The 18,850-nt window shown below is 65.8% G+C and carries 14 protein-coding genes; 8 read left to right on the top strand and 6 right to left on the bottom strand.

All coding sequences use genetic code 11. The annotated features are described in order from the left end of the window. Positions 1–26 precede the first annotated feature (26 nt). From DWV11_RS01300 to DWV11_RS01315, 4 genes are all read right to left on the bottom strand, one after another. The gene (locus DWV11_RS01300) at positions 27–1,604 is read right to left on the bottom strand and encodes a phytoene desaturase family protein (RefSeq protein WP_115787100.1); all 1,578 of its coding nucleotides are present in this window, start codon (positions 1,602–1,604) and stop codon (positions 27–29) included. 16 nt (positions 1,605–1,620) lie between these two features. After that, positions 1,621–3,369 (bottom strand): flavin reductase, encoded by a 1,749-nt coding sequence (locus DWV11_RS01305; RefSeq protein WP_115787101.1) that lies wholly within the window; start codon positions 3,367–3,369, stop codon positions 1,621–1,623. Positions 3,370–3,409: 40 nt separating this feature from the next. Further along, entirely contained in the window at positions 3,410–4,651 is a 1,242-nt protein-coding gene (locus DWV11_RS01310) for a styrene monooxygenase/indole monooxygenase family protein (RefSeq protein WP_115787117.1), read from the bottom strand. Between the two features lie 152 nt (positions 4,652–4,803). Next, a complete protein-coding gene (locus DWV11_RS01315; protein WP_115787102.1) occupies positions 4,804–5,598 on the bottom strand; it encodes an SDR family oxidoreductase in 795 nt (264 codons plus the stop codon). A gap of 351 nt (positions 5,599–5,949) precedes the next feature. Between DWV11_RS01315 and DWV11_RS01320 the strand changes: the two genes are divergently transcribed. The 6 genes from DWV11_RS01320 (at position 5,950) to DWV11_RS01345 (ending at position 12,372) form a co-directional block, all read left to right on the top strand. After that, positions 5,950–6,888, top strand: coding sequence for an AraC family transcriptional regulator (locus DWV11_RS01320; RefSeq protein ID WP_245953381.1), 939 nt, complete (start codon positions 5,950–5,952; stop codon positions 6,886–6,888). 220 nt (positions 6,889–7,108) lie between these two features. Beyond that, on the top strand, positions 7,109–8,362 hold the full coding sequence (locus tag DWV11_RS01325; RefSeq protein ID WP_210725636.1) for an amidohydrolase: 1,254 nt from the start codon (positions 7,109–7,111) through the stop codon (positions 8,360–8,362). Positions 8,363–8,448: 86 nt separating this feature from the next. Beyond that, on the top strand, positions 8,449–9,384 hold the full coding sequence (locus DWV11_RS01330) for an ABC transporter substrate-binding protein (protein WP_115787105.1): 936 nt from the start codon (positions 8,449–8,451) through the stop codon (positions 9,382–9,384). A 2-nt stretch (positions 9,385–9,386) separates the two neighbouring features. Further along, positions 9,387–10,346, top strand: a complete 960-nt coding sequence (locus tag DWV11_RS01335) for an amino acid ABC transporter permease (protein WP_115787106.1) — start codon at positions 9,387–9,389, stop codon at positions 10,344–10,346. Between the two features lie 35 nt (positions 10,347–10,381). Next, on the top strand, positions 10,382–11,134 hold the full coding sequence (locus tag DWV11_RS01340; protein ID WP_115787107.1) for an amino acid ABC transporter ATP-binding protein: 753 nt from the start codon (positions 10,382–10,384) through the stop codon (positions 11,132–11,134). A gap of 41 nt (positions 11,135–11,175) precedes the next feature. Beyond that, positions 11,176–12,372 (top strand): amidohydrolase, encoded by a 1,197-nt coding sequence (locus DWV11_RS01345; protein WP_115787108.1) that lies wholly within the window; start codon positions 11,176–11,178, stop codon positions 12,370–12,372. Between the two features lie 83 nt (positions 12,373–12,455). On the opposite strand, the gene DWV11_RS01350 is transcribed toward DWV11_RS01345, so the two are convergent. Both DWV11_RS01350 and DWV11_RS01355 read right to left on the bottom strand, forming a co-directional pair. Continuing rightward, on the bottom strand, positions 12,456–12,872 hold the full coding sequence (locus tag DWV11_RS01350) for an acyl-CoA thioesterase (RefSeq protein ID WP_115787109.1): 417 nt from the start codon (positions 12,870–12,872) through the stop codon (positions 12,456–12,458). A gap of 52 nt (positions 12,873–12,924) precedes the next feature. Beyond that, positions 12,925–16,347 carry a DEAD/DEAH box helicase gene (locus DWV11_RS01355; protein WP_115787110.1) on the bottom strand — a complete coding sequence of 1,141 codons (3,423 nt, stop codon included), beginning with the start codon at positions 16,345–16,347 and terminating at the stop codon, positions 12,925–12,927. A 146-nt stretch (positions 16,348–16,493) separates the two neighbouring features. Between DWV11_RS01355 and DWV11_RS01360 the strand changes: the two genes are divergently transcribed. After that, the gene (locus DWV11_RS01360) at positions 16,494–17,678 is read left to right on the top strand and encodes an ArsB/NhaD family transporter (RefSeq protein ID WP_115787111.1); all 1,185 of its coding nucleotides are present in this window, start codon (positions 16,494–16,496) and stop codon (positions 17,676–17,678) included. A gap of 206 nt (positions 17,679–17,884) precedes the next feature. Next, the gene (locus tag DWV11_RS01365; protein WP_115787112.1) at positions 17,885–18,751 is read left to right on the top strand and encodes a DMP19 family protein; all 867 of its coding nucleotides are present in this window, start codon (positions 17,885–17,887) and stop codon (positions 18,749–18,751) included. The last annotated feature ends 99 nt before the right edge of the window (positions 18,752–18,850 follow it).

Raw genomic sequence — 18,850 nt, forward strand, 5'->3', positions numbered from 1 at the left:
TTCTCCTGTCGGGGATTGAGGTGGGTTCATTTCAGCTTGTGGGCCACGAGATGGCCCGATCCACCGGACAGGCCGGGTCCGGGGTGGGTCGACGCACCGATGTGCCACAGCCCCTTGATCGGAGTTCTGTGGTTGGCGGCCTGGGGGAACGGGCGCCAGAGGAGGTTCTGGAAGAGTTCCGCGGATCCGCCATAGGGATCGCCTTTTACGGCATTCGGGTTCTCCGCTGCCAGATCCGATGGGGCAAGGATGTCCCACGCCAGCACGGAATCCCGGGTGCCGGGGGCGAACTCTTCAATCCGTGCCAGGACGCGTTCCATGAACTGTTCCTTGAGCTCCCGGCTCCAACCGTCGTCGACGTTGATCTGCCCTGCGGCGTCCCCGATCGGCTCAAAGGGTACTTCCTGCAACTGCAGCCAGAGAGTCGCCTGCCCGGCAGGCGCCCGTGACGGATCGAGGACGCATTGCTGGCCCACCACGACGGTGGGCTCCGCGGGCAGCAGCCCTGCCTCGGCCTGCGCGCACGCGATCCCCGTGCTGTTCGAGCCGTTGCTCAGGTGTACCAGGGGGACGGCATCCAAGCGCGGATCCAGCCATGCCATGGGCTTGTTCAGTGCGAGGTGGATCTGCATGGCACCCCGGCCATTCTGGTAGCGCGCCGCAGCTTCGGCTGATCCGGCCGGTGGCTCTCGGAGCAACCCCGCGTAGAGGGCCTGTGGGGACACGTTGGCCAGGACCGTGCGCGTCTGCACCACGCCGCGGGACGTCTTCACGCCAGAGACTCCCTTGGCGTCGACCAGTATTTCCTCAGCCTCCGTATCCAACAGGATCCGGACACCTTTGTCCCGCAAAAGAGACTCAAAGGCCCGGACGAAATTGGACGCGCCGCCCTTCACCACGGGAAGCCCATACGTGTGCATGCTCAAGGCCATGACCGGCAGCATGACGCCTCCGGTCGACTGGTCGGGGCCAAGGCCTGCATGAAGCAGCCAGGGTGACCAGAGCTGGTCGGTTTCCCAGCCGTCGAAGCGGCTTCTGAGGTAGTTGCGGCCGCTCATGACGGAGTCCCGTACGAAGGCTTCGGTGCCTTTGAGTTTTCCGCGCTTCATGGCGCTGAAGGCGATCCGCAGGACCTCCCTGAGGGACCGCAGTTCGGCGCCGAAGGCCCCGAAGATGGTGCCCGCGTTCGTGCCGAGATCTGCCAGCATGGCCAGGTACGCCGCCTCATCGCCCGGGGTCTGCAGAGCGGAGGCCGTGAGCGCGGGATCGCGATGGGCAATGGCGACCCGGGGCGTTCCGGACCCAGGGTCGGCGGCCACGCTGGCCGTCACCGCATTCTCGGTGTTGCAGTACTCCAGGCCACGGCCATGGAGCTCGTGCCCCAACACTTCGTAGGCCCCGCCCGAAACGAAAAGGGGGTGCCATGACGAGAAGGTGTCGTGGACAAACCCGGGAAGGGTCCGCTCCGCCGAATCGATGAAGCCACCGAGCCTGTCCTGGCGTTCGATGAGGCAGACATCCTTCCCGGCGAGGGCCAACTCCGCGGCAGCCACCAGGGAGTTGATCCCCGAACCGATAATTGCAATTTCAGCGGAAGCGTTCATGGAGCGCTCCTCTCCCTCAGAAGTCCGGATGGCTGGCAGTGGAGTGGTACTTGCCGCTGTGGAACACCAGGGGCGCGCCCCCGGCGTTGTCGTACTTCTCGACCTCGCCGACGTAGATGACGTGGTCGCCGGCGTCATGGCGGGACACGGTCCTGCACTGGAATGTGGCCACTGCTCCCTCCAGCAGCGGAACTCCGGCGATCCCTTCCGAGGTTTCCGCGCCGGCGAACTTGTCGATCGACGGTGTGGCGAACTGCCGTGACAACACGTGTTGGTCGCTGGCGAGGATATTGATGGCGAAATGGGTGGATTCCTCGAAATCCGCAAGGCTCGGCGTCTTCTTGCTGGGGCACCATAGGACCAGGGGAGGTTCCATCGAAACTGAGGTGAAAGAGTTGGCTGTCATGCCGACCTTCCGACCGTCGGCGCCGACAGTAGTAACCACGGTGACGCCGGTGGCAAACTGCCCGAGGGCACTCCTGAAGTCCCTGAGGTCGAAGGCCGCCGAATCTTCTTCCTTCCGGGCTTGGACGAACTCGGCTGCTGCCGCGGGGTCGAACCACCACGGGTAGAAGGTCCGGGGATCATCGAAGCCCTCGGCAATGCTGGAAGCAAGTGCCGGGTGCGCCGCGGCCTCGCCCAGCACGAGCCGCTGATGGTCCCTCCGCTGCTTGAGCATGTCGTTGGTCCAGGCCACGGCCCACTGCCCCCAGCCGCGCCAGAACTCATCGAAGGTCCGTTCCATCCAGTCCCTGTCGAACGGCTGCTGGCCCCTGCGCAGGATGGACTCGAGGTAGTAGCGGGCGGCCAGTGTGGCGTTGTTTGATCCTTGGCCGGTGAGCGGGTCGTTGAGGAGGACGGCGTCTCCCAGCCCGAACACGGGCGCTCCGTTCCCGAGCTCGCCAACCGCGGAGCGAACCGTAGGAGTGATCCGGCCCAGCAGGGTTGCGCCATCATCCGTTAGGCGTGCTTCCGAAAAGTTCTTCGACTCATGGGGGAAGAACTCGTCCAGGATCTCCAGTGAGCGCCGCAGTTGTTCCTCCGGCGTACCCACGTCGGCCCATCGGTCCATCAGGCCGCCCACAACACCTTCAAAGACCATCATCTGGCACGGTCCGGATACCGTCAGCCCGGGAAAGGTGAAGAACTCCCCGACTCCGGGCACCACGGACATGCGGATACTGTCACCGCGCTGCCCGGACTGTTCGACGCCGGCGGAACCGGTCGAGACGTAATTAAGGGCAAGGACCCGTTGCGGCCGGTCGAAGGGAGACTTCGACTTGTCCTTCGGGAAAATCTGGCCGATTTCCCCCTTTCCGGTGCTGACGATGACGAGCTCATAGTCGCGTGAGAGGTCCTCCAGCAATCGCGGGGTTGCCTTCTCTATCCGGAAGTCACCGCCGGCGGCCACGAAAGCCTCGATCCAGGCAGCGCTCTTGATCCGCTGATCGATTGAGCGGGCCGTACCCACCAGGGGAGCTTCCCATTCGATCGCATCGTCGGCCGAAGCCCCCTCAACATGCAGCCTCAGTGCGTTGATCCCGGGTACGGCCCCGCCCTCGTACAGCCCGGTCAGCGCTGGGCTCAACTGCGCTTCCGCAGCGAGGGCGGTCGAAAACATGCATTGGCTGGACATGACCTTGCCCGTGCGGATCTGGGCTGCCGAGCGATCGGAGACCAGGGTGATTGCGTAACCCTCACGCTGCAGGCCCAAGGCCAGCTGTGCACCGGATTCACCGGCGCCGATTATTGCGATCTTTCGCATCTTGGATTCCTTCGTGGTGGGATGAGAACGAAGTGGAGGGTCAGGGCGTTGCGACGGAGTTCACGCTTTCCAGATAGGCCGCAGCCTTGTCCGGATACATGAACCATTCCTGGAAGTCCGGCGGATTGTTGAAGCCGTTGGCGAACCGGCTGGCGATTTCGGGGGACTGCCCGGCTGCACCGAGGAGCTGGAGGACATGCGGCGGCGGGGGAGCAAGGAGGGCGTTCGTCCACTGCGCAACATGCTGGGCGTAGTTCCAGTACTTTTCAAAGGTCGCCTGCATGAATTCCGCGCCGAAGGCTCCGTCCTCGTGCTCCGTGATGCTCTGCAGGTACGAGGCGGCACATTTGCTGGCGTTGTTGGAACCCTGCCCGGTGATGGGATCGTTCAGGACGACGACGTCGGCCAGGCCAAGAACCTGCCTGCCGCTGGGCAGCGTTGCGATGGGGTGGCGGACGGTGGGAGCGAACCGGCCCTGCAGGAAACCATTGGGGTCGGTCAATTCGACGTCTGCGGCACGCGCAGCTTCCCACGGCAGGAACGTCTTGAGGATGTCCTTGGATGTCTCCAGGTGTTCTTCGGCGGACAGGCCCTTCCAGCAGTCCATGGGTCCTCCGGGGATCCCTTCAAAAACCATGATTTCGCAGGGACCTGTCTTGGTCAGCGCGGGGAAGGCGAAGTATTCGCCGACCCCCGGGATGAGGTTGAAGGACACGGCTGAGAATTCGGGCCTGGGTTCCAGCCCGTTGACGTAGGTCAGGGCCAGGGCGCGCTGCGGAGCATCGTAGAAGCTGCGGGCGGCGTCTCGGGCGAAAAGCTGGGCAATCTCGCCCTTTCCCGCGGCCACGATCACCAGCTCGGAGTTCAGGGTGTACCGTTCGAGGTCTTCAACGCCGGCGTCTTCGAAGATGAGCTCGCCTCCACGAGCCACAAACTCCTCCATGAACCTGGGAAATTTGACCCGCTGGTCGATGGATTGCGCGGGGTTGTCCAGCCCTGATGCCCAGTTGATGGCCTTCTGCCCGGGGACGTCGGGATGCGGGATGGTGAAGGAGATCCCGTCGACTGTCGGCGCTTCCGGCCAGAAGTCGAGCCCGAGTTTCCTTTCGTTTTCCAACGCGTCATGGAAGATGCACTGGCTGGACGAGACTTTGCCTTCATAGATTTCCTCGGCGGTGCGGTTGGAGATCGTGGTCACGTGGTATCCCGCGTCCAGCAGTCCGATTCCCAGCTGCAGGCCTGACTGGCCGGCTCCGACGATGGTGATGTGGCGCTGTGTCATGTTGTTGTCCTTGTCTTCTTGCTGTCCCGGCATCCGTGGGGGGCGCTTGGTTGGATTGGCCTCGGGGTTGGTTTGGGATGGATTCGCCCACAGCCCAGGAGGCCCATCTGTGCGAAAGGCAGCTGGACGAGCCTGACGTCGTTCACCTGTCCTCACCTCGTTTCGGCAGCGAGCAATGGAATGGTTTCTTCGGCGCGCTCGGGACCAAGGGCGGAATAGCCACCGTCCACGGCCCAATCCGCGCCCGTAACGAAGCTTGCCCTGTCGCTGGCGAGGAATGCCACGACATCCCCGATCTCTTCAGGCCGGCCCACCCTCTTCAGAATGTGGAAGGGTGCTGCCACCGCATCCGTCTTCTCGAGGTCGCCGTTCGTAAGGGAATCCATGATGTTGCTCCACACCCAGCCCGGGCTGACAGAGTTGACCCGGATGCCGTCTTCAGCGAAATCCACGGCCATGCTTCGGGTCAGCTGGACGAGCGCAGCCTTACTGGCGGGGTACAACCAGCGCCCGGTCTGGGCAACAGAACTCGAGATCGAGGTGAAGTTGATGATGGCACCGTGCTGTGAGGCCTTCAGATAGGGGCGTGCGGCCGCGCTCACCATGACCGCGCTGACCAGATTGACGTTCAATGCTTCAAGCCAGTCGCTGCGCTTGGATCCTGCGCCGTCGTCTCTGTAGGTGCAGGCAAGGTTGACGAGGATATCGATTCCGCCATGCAAGGCCGCGGTGTCACCAACCAGCCGGGACACTGCGGCGTCGTCCGTGATGTCAGTGTGCGAAAAGCTGACGCCCTCGCCCAGGGTGTCGATGTGGGCGCCCCCGTTGGCATCGATATCGGCGACGACAACCCTGGCCCCCGCCTCGCTGAGCGCTGCGACAACGCCCCGGCCGATCTTGGTTACTCCGCCTGTGACAATCGCTGTTCTGCCTGAGAGTCCTGACATGGCCAAACCTTTCGTGGTGAATTGGATCAACGCTTGTTTGTGCACGACTTCTGCCATGCGGGAGGTGCTACTTGGCCGTGGGCCTCGGTGCGGGCTTCGGATGGGTTCGCTCCCATTCCAGCCGGCGTTCGTGTACCAGCCTGATGTTCTTCATCGCTGCCCACCTCCCTCTGACGTCGTTGTTGCATTTCTATGACGTGCGTCATACTTGATCTGAAAGTGACTCTATTCACACCCCGAGGGCCGGTATATCCACATGGCGCAGGGCTCATCCGAAAAGCGAAACCCCTGGAAGTCAGGTGTGCGATGGTGAGGATCCTTCCTCGTGATGTCCTCCGGGGACGCCCGACGGTGACCACCTCAGACGTCGAGGATGCCCACCAAAAGATTGCCGAACTGTTCTGCCGGCATGATCTCGTTCCGCAAGCCCGGGGGACATCCGTTGACATGAAACTGCGGTCGCTTCATCGCGGCGACGTCGGGATCGAGTACCTTGACTACGGTGCCGAGGTGCGCATCAATCCGGAGGGCCTGGAGGATTTCCATCTGATCCAGATTCCCCTCTCCGGCCACGCCCTCATGCAAGTGGGTAAGGATGTGGTCGAGTCGAGCCCGAAGCTTGCAACGGTTCCGCCGGTCGACCGCCCGTTCTCGATGACCTGGGATGCTGGAACCCCGCATTTGATTGTTTACGTGCGGCGCCGCGCGCTCGCCTCCGTCGCAGAGCAACTCTATGGGGACAGCCCGCAAGGCGGCGTCAACCTCGGCTACGCGATGGACCTCAACGGTTCCCTGGGTCGCGCGTTCCTGAGGTCCGTCGTCGAACTCCACGACGACATGATCAGCGAGCCGGGACGCGGGGCTCCCGCCTTTGTCCAAAACCTCCTTGCCGACACCATGCTGTCGCGGCTGCTGATGGCCATGGAGAACAAACCTGCCGACGGCGACGTCCGGAATCCGGGTGCAGAGAGCAAATTGATCCGGCGGTTCCGCGAGCTCCTGGATCGACACGCATCCGAGGACCTTGCGGTGCCGGACATGGCAGAGAACCTTGGCGTCTCCGTCCGCACCCTCCAGTTGGCCCTGCGCGCCGAAGTCGGGGCAACCCCTTCGGAACTGCTTAGGCGGGTCCGGCTGGATCGGGCCCGCGAAATGCTGCTTGAAGCGGAGCCCGGTCAGGAGAACATCGTTTCGATCGCGGAGCGCTGCGGCTTCTCGCACCAGGGACGCTTCTCCGCCACGTACCTGGAAACATTCGGCGAACTTCCCTCCGAAACCCTGCGCCGGTGATTGCCGCCCCGAGGTGAGGGGCTTGTGCGAGCGCTCCGGTACGCCCTGAGCTCTGCGTCGCCGCTGTAGAAAAACGGCCTTCTCGCGTCCCCTGAATCCGCATCTGGTATTCCAATTTACATTCGACCTGCCTTCCATGCGGCATATCTAGTCGTAATCCGGGGAAATTATCGGTCTTTGCTGACCTGGGTATTGCCTTGGAATACCAAAGTCACTTACTGTGTGTATATCGAGACAAGGTGACGATCGTCACGGAATCGGGAGGTTTGGGATGCGGGACATGCTCATCGAGCGCGTGCGGCTGGCGCATGAAGCTCCGCTGGTCGACCTGCTCATCCAGGACGGCCGTATCGCGCAGATCGAGCCGGCCGGACTCACCGACGACGCGGCTGCGGTGCGCGAGGATGGCGCCGGTGCGCTCGTGCTGCCGGGAATGGTCGACGCCCATTGCCACGTAGACAAAACGCTCTGGGGCCGCGGCTGGGTGCCGCATTCCGCGGGGCCGGTGCTCGAAGACCGGATCGCGAACGGCGAGCGCGGCCGCGCGCAGCTCGGCCTGCCGAGCCGCGACGGCATACGGGCTCTGCTTGAGCAGATGACCGCCGCAGGAACAACCCTCGCCCGCACGCACACCGACGTCGATCCCGACATCGGGCTGCGCGGCCTTGAACTCGTCGCGACGGTCGCCGAAGAGCTTGCCGAGGTGATCGACGTCGAGCAGGTCGCCTTCCCGCAAGGCGGGCTCCTGACCCGCCCCGGCACAGCCGAGCTGCTCGAATCGGCCCTGCGGCAAGGACTGGTCGGATGCCTCGGCGGCATCGACCCCGCAGCGCTCGAGCGCGACTCGGTGCGTCACCTCGACCTGATCTTCGGGCTCGCCGAGAGCTACGGTGCCCGCCTCGACATCCACCTGCATGAGCGCGGCACCCTCGGTGCCCACACGATGGAACTCATCATCGAGCGGGTGCTGCGGCACGGCCTTGAGGGCCGGGTCGCGATCTCGCACGGCGTGGCCCTCGTCGAGGTCGACCGCGCCCACTCCGAGCGGATCTCCCAGGGCCTCGCCGAGGCCCGGATCTCCCTGCTGACGGCGACGGTCTACAACACCCCGGTGCTGCCGGTCGCCGAGCTGCGGGGGCGCGGTGTGAACATCGGCGCGGGCAACGACGGCGTGCGCGACCTCTGGGGTCCGTACGGAAACGGCGACATGCTCGACCGCACCTTCCACCTCGCATACCGCAACGGATTCCGCACTGATGAGCAGATCGCCGCGGCCTTCGACGTGGCCGTCAGCGGCGGGGCGGTGGCCCTCGGGCGCGAACCCGCCCGGATCGAACCCGGTGCACCCGCCGATCTCTTCCTCATCGATGCCGCGAGCATCGGCGAGGCGGTAGCAGCCCGGCCGCCGCGGCGGCTCGTGCTGAAACGCGGCAGGGCCGTCGCGCGCCACGGGAGCCCCGTGCGCGCAAGCTGACCCTGGCCTTGGCGAGCGGTACCCTGCTCGCTTCTTCCCCCAACCCGTTCCGCATCCCGCGGAACCTCGCCCGAAAGGCAAGAACAATGTCGTTCTACCGCACCACCTTCGCACGCCGCGCCGCGGCTACCCTCGCGGCCGGCAGCCTCGCCGTGCTCGCCTTTACCGGCTGCGGTGTCTCCGGTTCCTCAGCCACGGCGGCCGGAGGATCGGCGAAGCCCGCCGCCCTCGATGAGAAGGCGCCCCTCTTCAATCTGCTGCCGCAGGAGGTCAAGGACAAGGGCGTGCTCACTGTCGCCACCCAGCCTGACTTCGAACCGGCCAACTTCACGCCCGCCGGTGAAAGCGGCATCAAGGGCTACAACGTCGACCTCATGGAGGCGATGGCCAAGGAACTCGGCATCCCGGTCAAGTGGGAGAAGGTGCCCTTCGACCAGATCCTGATCGGCATGCAGAGCGGCAAGTTCGACGCCGCGATCGCCGGCATGACCGACCGCAAGAAGAGGCAGGAACAGGTCGACTTCATCGACTACCAGTGGGCCGGCACCGTCTTCATGGTGCAGAAGGGCAACCCGAAAGGCATCACGAGCGCCGTCGACGGCGGCTGCGGTGTCAAGATCGGCGACGTCAAGGGCTCCGACGCCAACCGCCTCGTTGACCAGATGGCCGCGGCGTGCATCGCCAAGGGCAAGCCCGCCACCCAGCTCATCTCCTTCCCGAACTCGAGCGACAAGAACCTTGCACTCACCTCCGGCCGCATCGACGCCATCTTCTGGCCCGACATGGCGGTCACGGTCATCCAGCGCGAAACCGGAGACAAGCTCGAGTCGCTCCCCGTCGACTTCGAAGAGAAGGTCTACCTCGGTATGACGTTCAACAAGCAGCAGACCAAGCTCCGCGACGCCTTCCTCAGCGCCCTCAAGGAAATCCACAAGGACGGCACCTACGGCGAGGTCCTGAAGAAGTGGGACGTCGAGGTCATCAACCTTGATACCCCCGGCATCAACCTGGCGCAGAAGTGATCATGTCGGAGCTGAACACCTCGTCATCCCCGGCTGTGACCGGGCCGGCGCATTACGTGCGCCGGCCCGGCGACGAGCCGCCCGTGCAGGAAGCGCCGATCCACGCGAAGCGGCGGCCCCAGTACGGTCAGATCGTCACAGGGATCGTCGCTATCGCCCTGCTCGCGCTCTTCGTCCAGTCGCAGGCGCAGAACCCCAACATGGAGTGGGGCGTCACCTGGGACTACATGTTCAACCCGGTGGTTCTGCAGGGCGTCGGCGTCACGATCCAACTGGCGCTTTTCGCCATGCTGATCTCCATCGCGCTCGCCTTCGTCATCGCCCTGATGATCCAGAGCAACAACAAGGTGGCAAGCGTCATCGGCCGCGGCTACGTCTGGTTCTTCCGCGGCGTGCCGATGCTCGTGCAGGTGCTGCTCTGGTTCAACCTCGCGGTGCTTTTCCCGACCATCCTCGGCCAGGACACGAACACCCTGATCTCGGGCTTCACCGCGGGCCTCATCGCCCTCTCGCTCGCCGAGTCCGGCTACATGGCCGAGATCATCCGCGGCGGCATTATTTCGGTGCCCGCCGGCCAGACCGACGCGGGAGTGAGCATCGGCCTCACCCGCAACCAGGCGCTTGCACGCATCGTGCTGCCGCAGTCGATCCGGGTCATCATCCCGCCGACCGGCAACCAGTTCATCGGCATGCTGAAGGCAACCTCGCTCGTCTCGGTCATCGGCGGCAGCGATCTGCTGACACGGGTGCAGCTGATCTACGGGCAAAACTTCAAGATCCTGCCCCTGCTCATCGTGGCGGTGCTCTGGTACCTGATCCTCGTGACCGTCGCGGGCATCGGACAGCACTTCCTCGAGCGCCGCTTCAACGCCTCGCAGCCCGGCTCACGCAAGCCCCGCAAGCGCACGCCGGGCGGCCGGGCGGCGGCAACCACCACGACCACGACCGGAGGTGCGCAGTGACGCAAACAGCCCCCGCAGGAATTGCAGCGGACACGATGCTGCGCATCGACGGAGTACACAAGTGGCTCGGGAACCTCCATGTGCTCCGCGGCGTCGACATCCAGGTGCGCACCGGCGAGATTGTCTGCATCCTCGGGCCGTCAGGCTCGGGCAAGAGCACCCTGCTCCGCTGCATCAACCATCTGGACCCCGTCGACGGCGGCGTCATAGAGGTCAACGGCGAGCGGATCGGACACGAACTGCACGGCGGTCAGCTTTTTGAACAGAGTGAACGCCGCGTGGCCAAGGCCCGCCAGCACATCGGCATGGTGTTCCAGCATTTCAACCTGTTCGGCCACATGACTGCCCTCGACAACGTCACCTACGGGCCCACCAGGATCCTGGGCCGTCCCCGGAAGGAAGCCGTTGCGCACGCGCGGCAGCTGCTGGCCAAAGTCGGCCTGGCCGACAAGGACGCCTCGTACCCGAGCCAGCTTTCGGGCGGCCAGCAGCAGCGCGTGGCCATCGCCCGGGCGCTCGCCATGGAGCCGCGCCTCATGATGTTCGACGAACCGACGAGCGCCCTCGACCCCGAACTGGTGGGCGAGGTGCTGCAGACCATGCGCCGGGTGGCCGAGGAGGGCATGACGATGGTCGTGGTGACGCACGAGGTCGGCTTCGCCCGCGAGGTGGCTGACCGGGTGGTTTTCATGGACCAGGGCCGCGTGCTCGAGGACGGTCCGGCGCGCGAGGTGCTCGACAACCCGCAGCACGAGCGCACGGCGGCTTTCCTCCGCCGTGTGCACTGAGTCCGCCGTGTGCACTGAGTCCGGAAGATAGGAAAGACAGAATGACTGACAAGAAGTTCACCCTGAGGAACGTGCGCCCGTGGGGCGCCGAAGCCTCGGACATCACCATCAGCGGTGGGGTCATCACCGAGGTGGCTCCCGCCTCGGGTGCCTCCGGGCCCGGAGACCTCGACGGCGGCGGGATGCTGGCCATCCCCGGGTTCATCAACACCCACGCCCACGTGGACAAGAGCTGGTGGGGCAAGCCGTGGGTGTCATACAGCTATTCCGACCACCCGACGGTTGAGGGCTGGATCGCGAACGAACGCGCCCAACGCGGGAACTACGACATCCCGAACGCGAACTCCGCGGCCGCGGTGTTGCGCGAGTTCCTCCGCCACGGCACCACCGCCACCCGCACGCACATCGACGTCGACCTCGGCATCGGGTTGAAGGGCCTCGAGACGGTGCAGACCGCCGTCGCCGAACTCGACGGGGCGATCCAAGTCGAGACGGTGGCGTTCCCGCAGGACGGCGTGCTGCGCCGGCCGGGCGTGATGCAACTGCTCGACGAGGCCGCCCAGGCCGGGGCCGACAGCATCGGCGGGCTCGACCCGGGAACCATTGACGGCGACGTCGAGGGCCAGCTCGACGGGCTGTTCCAGATCGCCGTCGAGCGGGGCGTCGGCCTCGACCTGCACCTGCACGACTTCGGCTCGCTCGGCGCGTACGAATACCGCCAGGTGATCCGCCGGACGGTCGACGCGGGCCTGCAGGGCAAGGTGAACATCTCGCACGGCTTCGCCCTGGGCACGCTGCAGCCGGGCGTGCAGGAGGAGATCATCGAGGGCCTCGCCGAGGCGGGCATCTCGTGGACCACTGTCGCCATGGGCGGCACGGCGCCGCTGCCGTGGCAGCGGATGCGGGAGCGGGGCGTTCCGCTGGGCCTGGGCACCGACGGCATCCGCGACCTGTGGTCGCCGTTCGGTGACGGGGACCTGTTGCGCGTGGCCTTCGCCTTCGCGCGCCTGCACGGGTTCCGCCACGACGACAAGCTCACCACCGCCGTCGAATACGCGACGAAGCATGGGGCGCCGTTCGTCGGACGGGAGCAGCACGACCTCGTCGCCGGGTCGCGCGCCGACGTCGTGCTCTTCGACGCCGAGAACGTGCCGGACGTGCTGGTGCGCTGCCCGCAGCGGCGCCTGGTGCTCTCCGGAGGCCGCGTCGTCGCCCGCGACGGCGACGTGCTGGTCTGACGCGTGCTGGTCTGACGGATAGGGAGTCCGACGGCGGCTTCACTCCTTCCGGGGTGAAGCCGCCGTCGCGCCGGGGGGAACGGTTACAGCCCGGCGGCCTCGCGGATGCGCTCGGGCCAGGGCTGGGCCGCCGCCGCGCCCGCGGGCACGTGGGCGGTGGTCACTGTTCCATATGCGGCGATCCCGCCCTCGGCGGTGCCGTGCGCGTGGCCGCGGACCTCGAACGCCAGGGTCATGGAGGTACGGCCGAGCTCGCGGATTTCCACCGTGGCTGTCACGCGCTGGCCGAACCACAGCTTGGACGTGTAGTTGATCACCTGCTGGACGCGCGGCGCGCTCGGGAAGTACCCGGGGAGCTCGAGCTGCCTGAACAGCTCGGCTTCCGCTGCCTCGACCCACCGCACGATGGCGGAGTTGTGCTGGTGGCCGGAGGCATCGGTGTCCACCCATTCCACCGTGCGTTCGATGCTGGCGTGCGGGCCCCGCGGTGCGTCGTTCATGGTGCAAATATATACAATGAGTGACGGCCGTTCACATAATGCCACATGGCGCCTACTCGGAGAACAGCCCCGCGAGGTCATCGGCGGTGAGTGAACCACCGGCCAGGGCGTCGCCCTCCATGACGTCGGCGAACAGCTGGGACTTCCTGGCCTTCAGTGCCATGACCTTTTCCTCGATGGTGTCCTTGGCCACCAGCCGGTACACCATGACGTTGCGGTTCTGGCCGATCCGGTGCGTGCGGTCCACGGCCTGGGCTTCGGAAGCCGGGTTCCACCACGGGTCCAGCAGGAACACGTAGTCCGCCTCGGTGAGGTTCAGTCCAAAGCCGCCGGCCTTCAAGGAAATCAGGAACACCGGCGCGGCGCCGTTCTTGAACTCGCTGACGACGTCGGCCCGGTTCCGGGTGCTGCCGTCCAGGTAGCAGTACTCCACGTCCTCGGCATCCAGCCGTTCGCGGACCTTGCCGAGGAACCCGGTGAACTGGCTGAAGATCAGGGCCCGGTGCCCTTCGGCGATGATGTCCTCAAGCTGCTCGAACAGCACGTCCAGCTTGGAGGAGCGCACCGCTGACAGGGACTCGTCCACCAGCGAGGCGTCCAGGCTCAGCTGCCGCAGCAGGGTGAGGGACTGGAAGATGGTGAAGCGGTTCTTGTTGACGTCGTCGATCAGGCCCAGGATCTTTTGCCGCTCCCGCTGCAGGTGGGTCTGGTACACCTTGTGGTGGCGCGGGTTGAGCACCACTTCGAGGACCTGTTCCTGCTTGGGCGGCAGGTCCTTGATGACCTGTTCCTTGGTGCGGCGCATCATCAGCGGGCGCACCCTTCGCCGCAGCTTGTCCAGCTGTGCCGTGTCGCCGTTCTTCTCCACCGGCTTCTGGTAGTTCTCAGCGAAGCGTTTGGGGGAGGAGAACAGCCCCGGCGCCACGATCGAGGTGAGTGCCCAGAACTCCATGAGGTTGTTCTCCAGCGGCGTGCCCGTGATGGCCAGCTTGAACGCCGCCGGCAGCTTCCGCGCGCACTGGTACGCCTTGGACTGGTGGTTCTTCACGAACTGCGCCTCGTCCAGCATCAGCCCGGCCCATTGCCGGGAGGCGTACGCCTCCTCGTCGATCCGGAACAGCGCGTAGGAGGTGATCACGACGTCGGCCCCCGCCATCGCGTCCGACGGCGATGCTCCGCTTTTCGCGAAGGTTTCGGTCATGGTCCGCACGCTCAGCCCGGGGGCGAAACGCTGTGCCTCGGCGGCCCAGTTGCCCACCACGGAGGTGGGGGCGACGACGAGGAACGGCGCGGTGCCTTGTTCTGCACCATTAGCCGCCTCTTTGCCAGCCGCCTCTTTGGCGGCACAGATCAGCGCGATGGCCTGCACTGTCTTGCCCAGGCCCATGTCGTCGGCGAGGACACCGCCCAGGCTGTGCTTGTACAGGAAGCTGAGCCAGTTGAAGCCTTCCAGCTGGTATGGACGCAGCTCAGCGTTAAGGGAGGCCGGCAGCGGCAGCCCGGTCACGCCGTCGTCGAGCAGTCCGCCCACCGACTCCCGCCACGCGGCCGCCTGCTCGTCCACGATCCCCAGCTGCGCGAACTCGTCCCACAGTCCCGCTTGGAAGCGGCTGATCTGCAGGGTGCCGTCCTTGTGCGGGTGCTCCTGCAGGGCGCGGGCTTCGTCGATCAGGGCACGGAGCTGGTGCAGTTCGGGCAGGTCCAGGGAGAAGTACGCGCCGCTGGGCAGCAGCATGCGGCCCTGCCCGGCAGCCAGGGCCGAGAAGACGGCGGCGAAGGACACCGGTTCGCCTTCCAGGGTGATGACGATGCCAAGGTCGAACCAGTCGCGGTTGTCCGTGGCCTTCGTGGAGATGGAGACCACCGGCGCCTCGGAGGCCTCGCGGTAGTCGGCGATGTCGCCGCTGGTGTCCACTGTGACATCGGGCAGTTCGCGCAGCCGGGGGAGCACCTCTTCGGTGAAGGCCTGGGTGTCCAGGCCGTTCAGGTCCACCGCCGCGGCCAGCCGGGGAGCACCCCAGCCGCCACTGGAAGATTCGCCGAGCGCGGCAACCACTTCCCACGGCCGGCCGAGGCTTTCCAGGATCCGTGCCTCGGTGGCGTCGTCCCGGTAGCCGTGGTCGTCCGGGTGGCGCCACAGCGGCTGGGCCGTAACGAGCTTGCCCGCTGTGTAGTGCCATTCCCAGTGCAGACGCACGCGGTGGTCGGCACCGTAGTTGGCCAGCAGGGACAAGCTGGGGACCGCGAGCACGGGCAGTTCCACCGACTCGTCCTTCGCGGTCAGCCGCGCACTCTGCCGCAGCTTCGGGTAGAAAGCCGTGAGGAAGCGTTCCTCGTCCTGCGCCGGGATCTGCAGCCGGGTGGCCTCGGCCACGAAGTCGAGCAGTTCCTGCGATTCCCCGCCAGCCAGGGGAGCCAGGGTGATGAGGTTCTGCGGGGACGGGACTCCGGGGAGTGCTTCGTGCCCGGTGCCGGACGGCGCGCCAGTAAAGAACAGGCCGTGCGCCGGGCGCCCGATCAGCCCCAGCGACGCCGGATCCACGGCGTCCCCGCCGATGGTGACCGACGGCGCGAGCTCCAGTCCGCCGTCGGGCGCGGTATCCGTGGCGCCGGCCCGGCTGAGGTCCAGCCCGACGACGGCGGGTTCCGCGGCGATGCGGACCGGCTCGCTGCCGCCGGAGTGCAGCAGTTCGAGGCCGATCTTTTCCGCCTCGGCGAGCAGTTCCCAGAGCTTCCTGCCCGAATAGTCGTTGAGCAGCAGCCACATGTTGGAGCCGAAGTTCCGGTGCTCGCTGCTGGAGTGGCCGGCCAGGAGTTCCCGCAGCAGTTCAAGGTGGGCCTCGTTGAATTCGCGCCTGTAGCCCAGGTAGTTCAGGTTCGTCCAGGAGGCGTCGCCCTTGATCCATTTGCCCTTGGCCCCCATCATCACGGGCCTGGCCTTGAGCTGGCGGACGCTGCGGAGGGGGTCGCGCCTGCCGGTGTAGGCGAAGTGCGGGGCGGGCTCCTCCACCTCGAACTGCAGGGCCAACGGCAGCCCGCGGCCGGGCTGCGGGGCGCTCCCGCCCGAAATCAGCCGGTCCAGGGCACGTTCCCAGGCGGGCCGCTGCAACGGGACAGTGCTTCCGGACGTTTGGCCGGGGGCGGGCACGCTCAGCAGCTGCGCCCGCACGGTGGGGTGGTCTTCGGCGGCGAACAGCAGGGCCGCCACATGCTTGCAGTCCTTGCGGACCGGGCAGCTGCACACGCCCACGGTGCAACTCCAGCCGGCCGGTTTGCGGACCAGCTTCGCGGAGGTCGAATACGGTGCGGCGCCACTGCCCCGCACCTTGCCGAGCATGAGGCCGGTGCCGGCGTCGAAGGTGATGTTGCTGACGCGGCTGCCCATCGCGTACGCCAGGCCGGCCGCGAGCGAGCGGTCATTGATGGCGGGAGTTTGAATCGCCAGATCCCAGGAATCGTCTGAGTGGGAAGGCATTCGGGAAGGCTACTTTCGGCTCGGGGCTATCTATGAATCCTACTGGCCCGGCCCGGCTCGGGCCGCCGCCGAACTTTGCAGCCTTGTTTGCACACGGCAGCAGGAGGGCAGGTCCACCGGCCCGCGGGCACTACGATGAGGCAGTGATGGCTTGGACATGGTTGACGAAAGCGCGCAGTTACGTCCTTCCGACGGGGATCTTGTTGGCCGGCGTCGCGTGCCTGGCCACGGGCTTGCTGTCGGGAGCCGGCTTCCAGGCCCTGGCGCTTCGGACCGTTCCGATTCTGTTGTTCGTGGTGGCCATGACCGTCGTGACCGAGTTGGTGGCCGAAGCCGGCCTGTTCCAAGTGGTAACGGACCGGATCGCCGTTCTGGGCCGTGGACGCGTATGGCTGTTGTGGCTCTTGATCGTCGCCCTTGCCGCGACGTCGACCATCTTCCTCTCCTTGGACACCACTGCCGTGTTGGTCACTCCGCTCGTCGTGCTGCTGGCCGTCCACGCCCGAATCCCGCCGTTGCCTTTCGCCCTGACAACTGTGTGGCTGGCCAACACCGCGTCCCTGCTATTGCCCGTGTCCAACTTGACCAACCTCCTGGCCCAGAACCGGCTGGCGTTTTCCCCTTTGGACTTCGCGAAGCTGGTCTGGGCTCCATCGCTGGTTGGCGTGCTCGTGCCGCTGCTGATCGTCGGTGCTGCCTTCCGCAAGCAACTGCGGGGGCGTTACGGCCCGCAACCCCGGCACCAGGTGACGGACCGCCCCTTGTTGGCGGTATCCGCCGCGGTTCTGGCGTTCCTGCTGCCGGCGCTGGTCTCCGGGATCCCGGTCCAGTTTCCAGCGCTCGCGGCGGTCATTCTTCTCATCGCCGTCTACGCATGGAAACGGCCCTCTGCGCTGAAATGGGCAATGATCCCGTGGCGGCCGCTCATGTTGACGGCCGGGCTCTTCATGGTGGTGGAAGCCCTTCACGAGAACGGCCTGGGTGCCGTGTTGGCCCGCGCGGCCGGCGACGGTGAGGGCTTCCCCGCGCTGCTCCAACTTGCGGGGGCAGGTGCGTTGGCTGCCAACGCGGCAAACAACCTGCCGGCCTATCTCGCCTTGGAACCCGTGGCTGGTTCGCCCTCGCGCCTGGCCGCCCTCCTTATCGGCGTGAACCTGGGACCACTCGTGACTCCGTGGGCTTCCCTCGCCACACTCCTGTGGCACGAACGGCTCCAGGCACTCAACGTCAGCATCCGCTGGAGCGGGTTTGCCCTTGCCGGTCTCGTCACCGTGGTGCTGGTTCTTCCGTCAGCGGTCCTTCTGTTGTGGTTGTCTTCCGGCATGGCCTGAATGCGGGCACGGGCTGAATGTCGGGGCATGGCCTGAGTGTTGGGGACGGGCTGAATGTCGGGGGACGGGCTGAGTGTTGGGCACGGGCTGAGTGTCCGGGCGCGGTCCGGCAATATTCGCCGGACGTTCATCTTGTCCTCGGCGTCCGCCGTGCCGGCCGCGCGTAGCGTGAAAGCGTTCATCCGCTTCAAGCAGTGAGGAATCCCATGACCAGCAACGAATCCACCCTTGGGCACCCGACAGTCCTGACGAAGGACAGCATCGGCATGACCGCCGCGGACGTCGTGGATGCGAACGTCACCGTGGTCAACGAGATGTACGAAGCACTGCTCAACCATGACGAAATCGCTCCCAACGCGCTGCGCAGCTACTACGTGGACTACTACCTGACCCAGGCACTGTCCGGCGGTTTCGCCCAGTACGTGTTCACCAGCCCGGAGCGCGAGGATGTGGACGTCCTGGTCCGCGAAGGCCTCGAGGCCATGGGTGCCACGGCCCACCTGGATCTCTTCAACCGCACCGCCGAGGCCTTCGACGCCCTCTCCGAAGAGGAAGCCGAAACGTACATGGACGGCGATCTGGACGAATCCGAGGCCCCCTCCGAGGCAGTTGCCGCGCTGGAGGAACTGGACGGCGAATTCGAAGCCCTCCTGGAAACCGAGGACATCATCGAGCTCAACGCGGCCTGGCTGCGCGCCCAGGACGGCGTGCTGTATCTGGACGAGGAGCAGCTGGAAGCCCACATCGCCGCCCGGGTGGCCCTCATCCCGGACCTTGAAGAGCGCCGGGCCGAGGCCGCCGAGGCCGAGTTGCTCGATGCTCCGGAGTTCGAACTCATCATCCGCGAACTGTGCGATGTGGCAGGCTTCGCCCTGGAAAAGATCACCATGGGCGATCCGAACTACGTCCACGACGGCGAGAAGACACTCGCCTGGCACTTCAGCACCGACCACGGCGACTACATCATGGTCGAAGAGGACGACGAAGCCTTCATGCTCCACCCGGAGACCAAGGAAATCGTCGCCGCCGTGGAGTTCGAGGAGGACGACGAACTCGAGGGTGCGGAGGCGTAGCTTCATCCCGACCCGGTGCCGGCCCGACCCGTGCCGGGGTCGCCGGAACGCTGCGGGGTCGCCGGAACGCTGCGGGGTCGCCGGAACGTTCCGGCGACC

It is taken from the genome of Arthrobacter silvisoli, from assembly GCF_003369445.1.
Classification (GTDB): domain Bacteria; phylum Actinomycetota; class Actinomycetes; order Actinomycetales; family Micrococcaceae; genus Arthrobacter; species Arthrobacter silvisoli.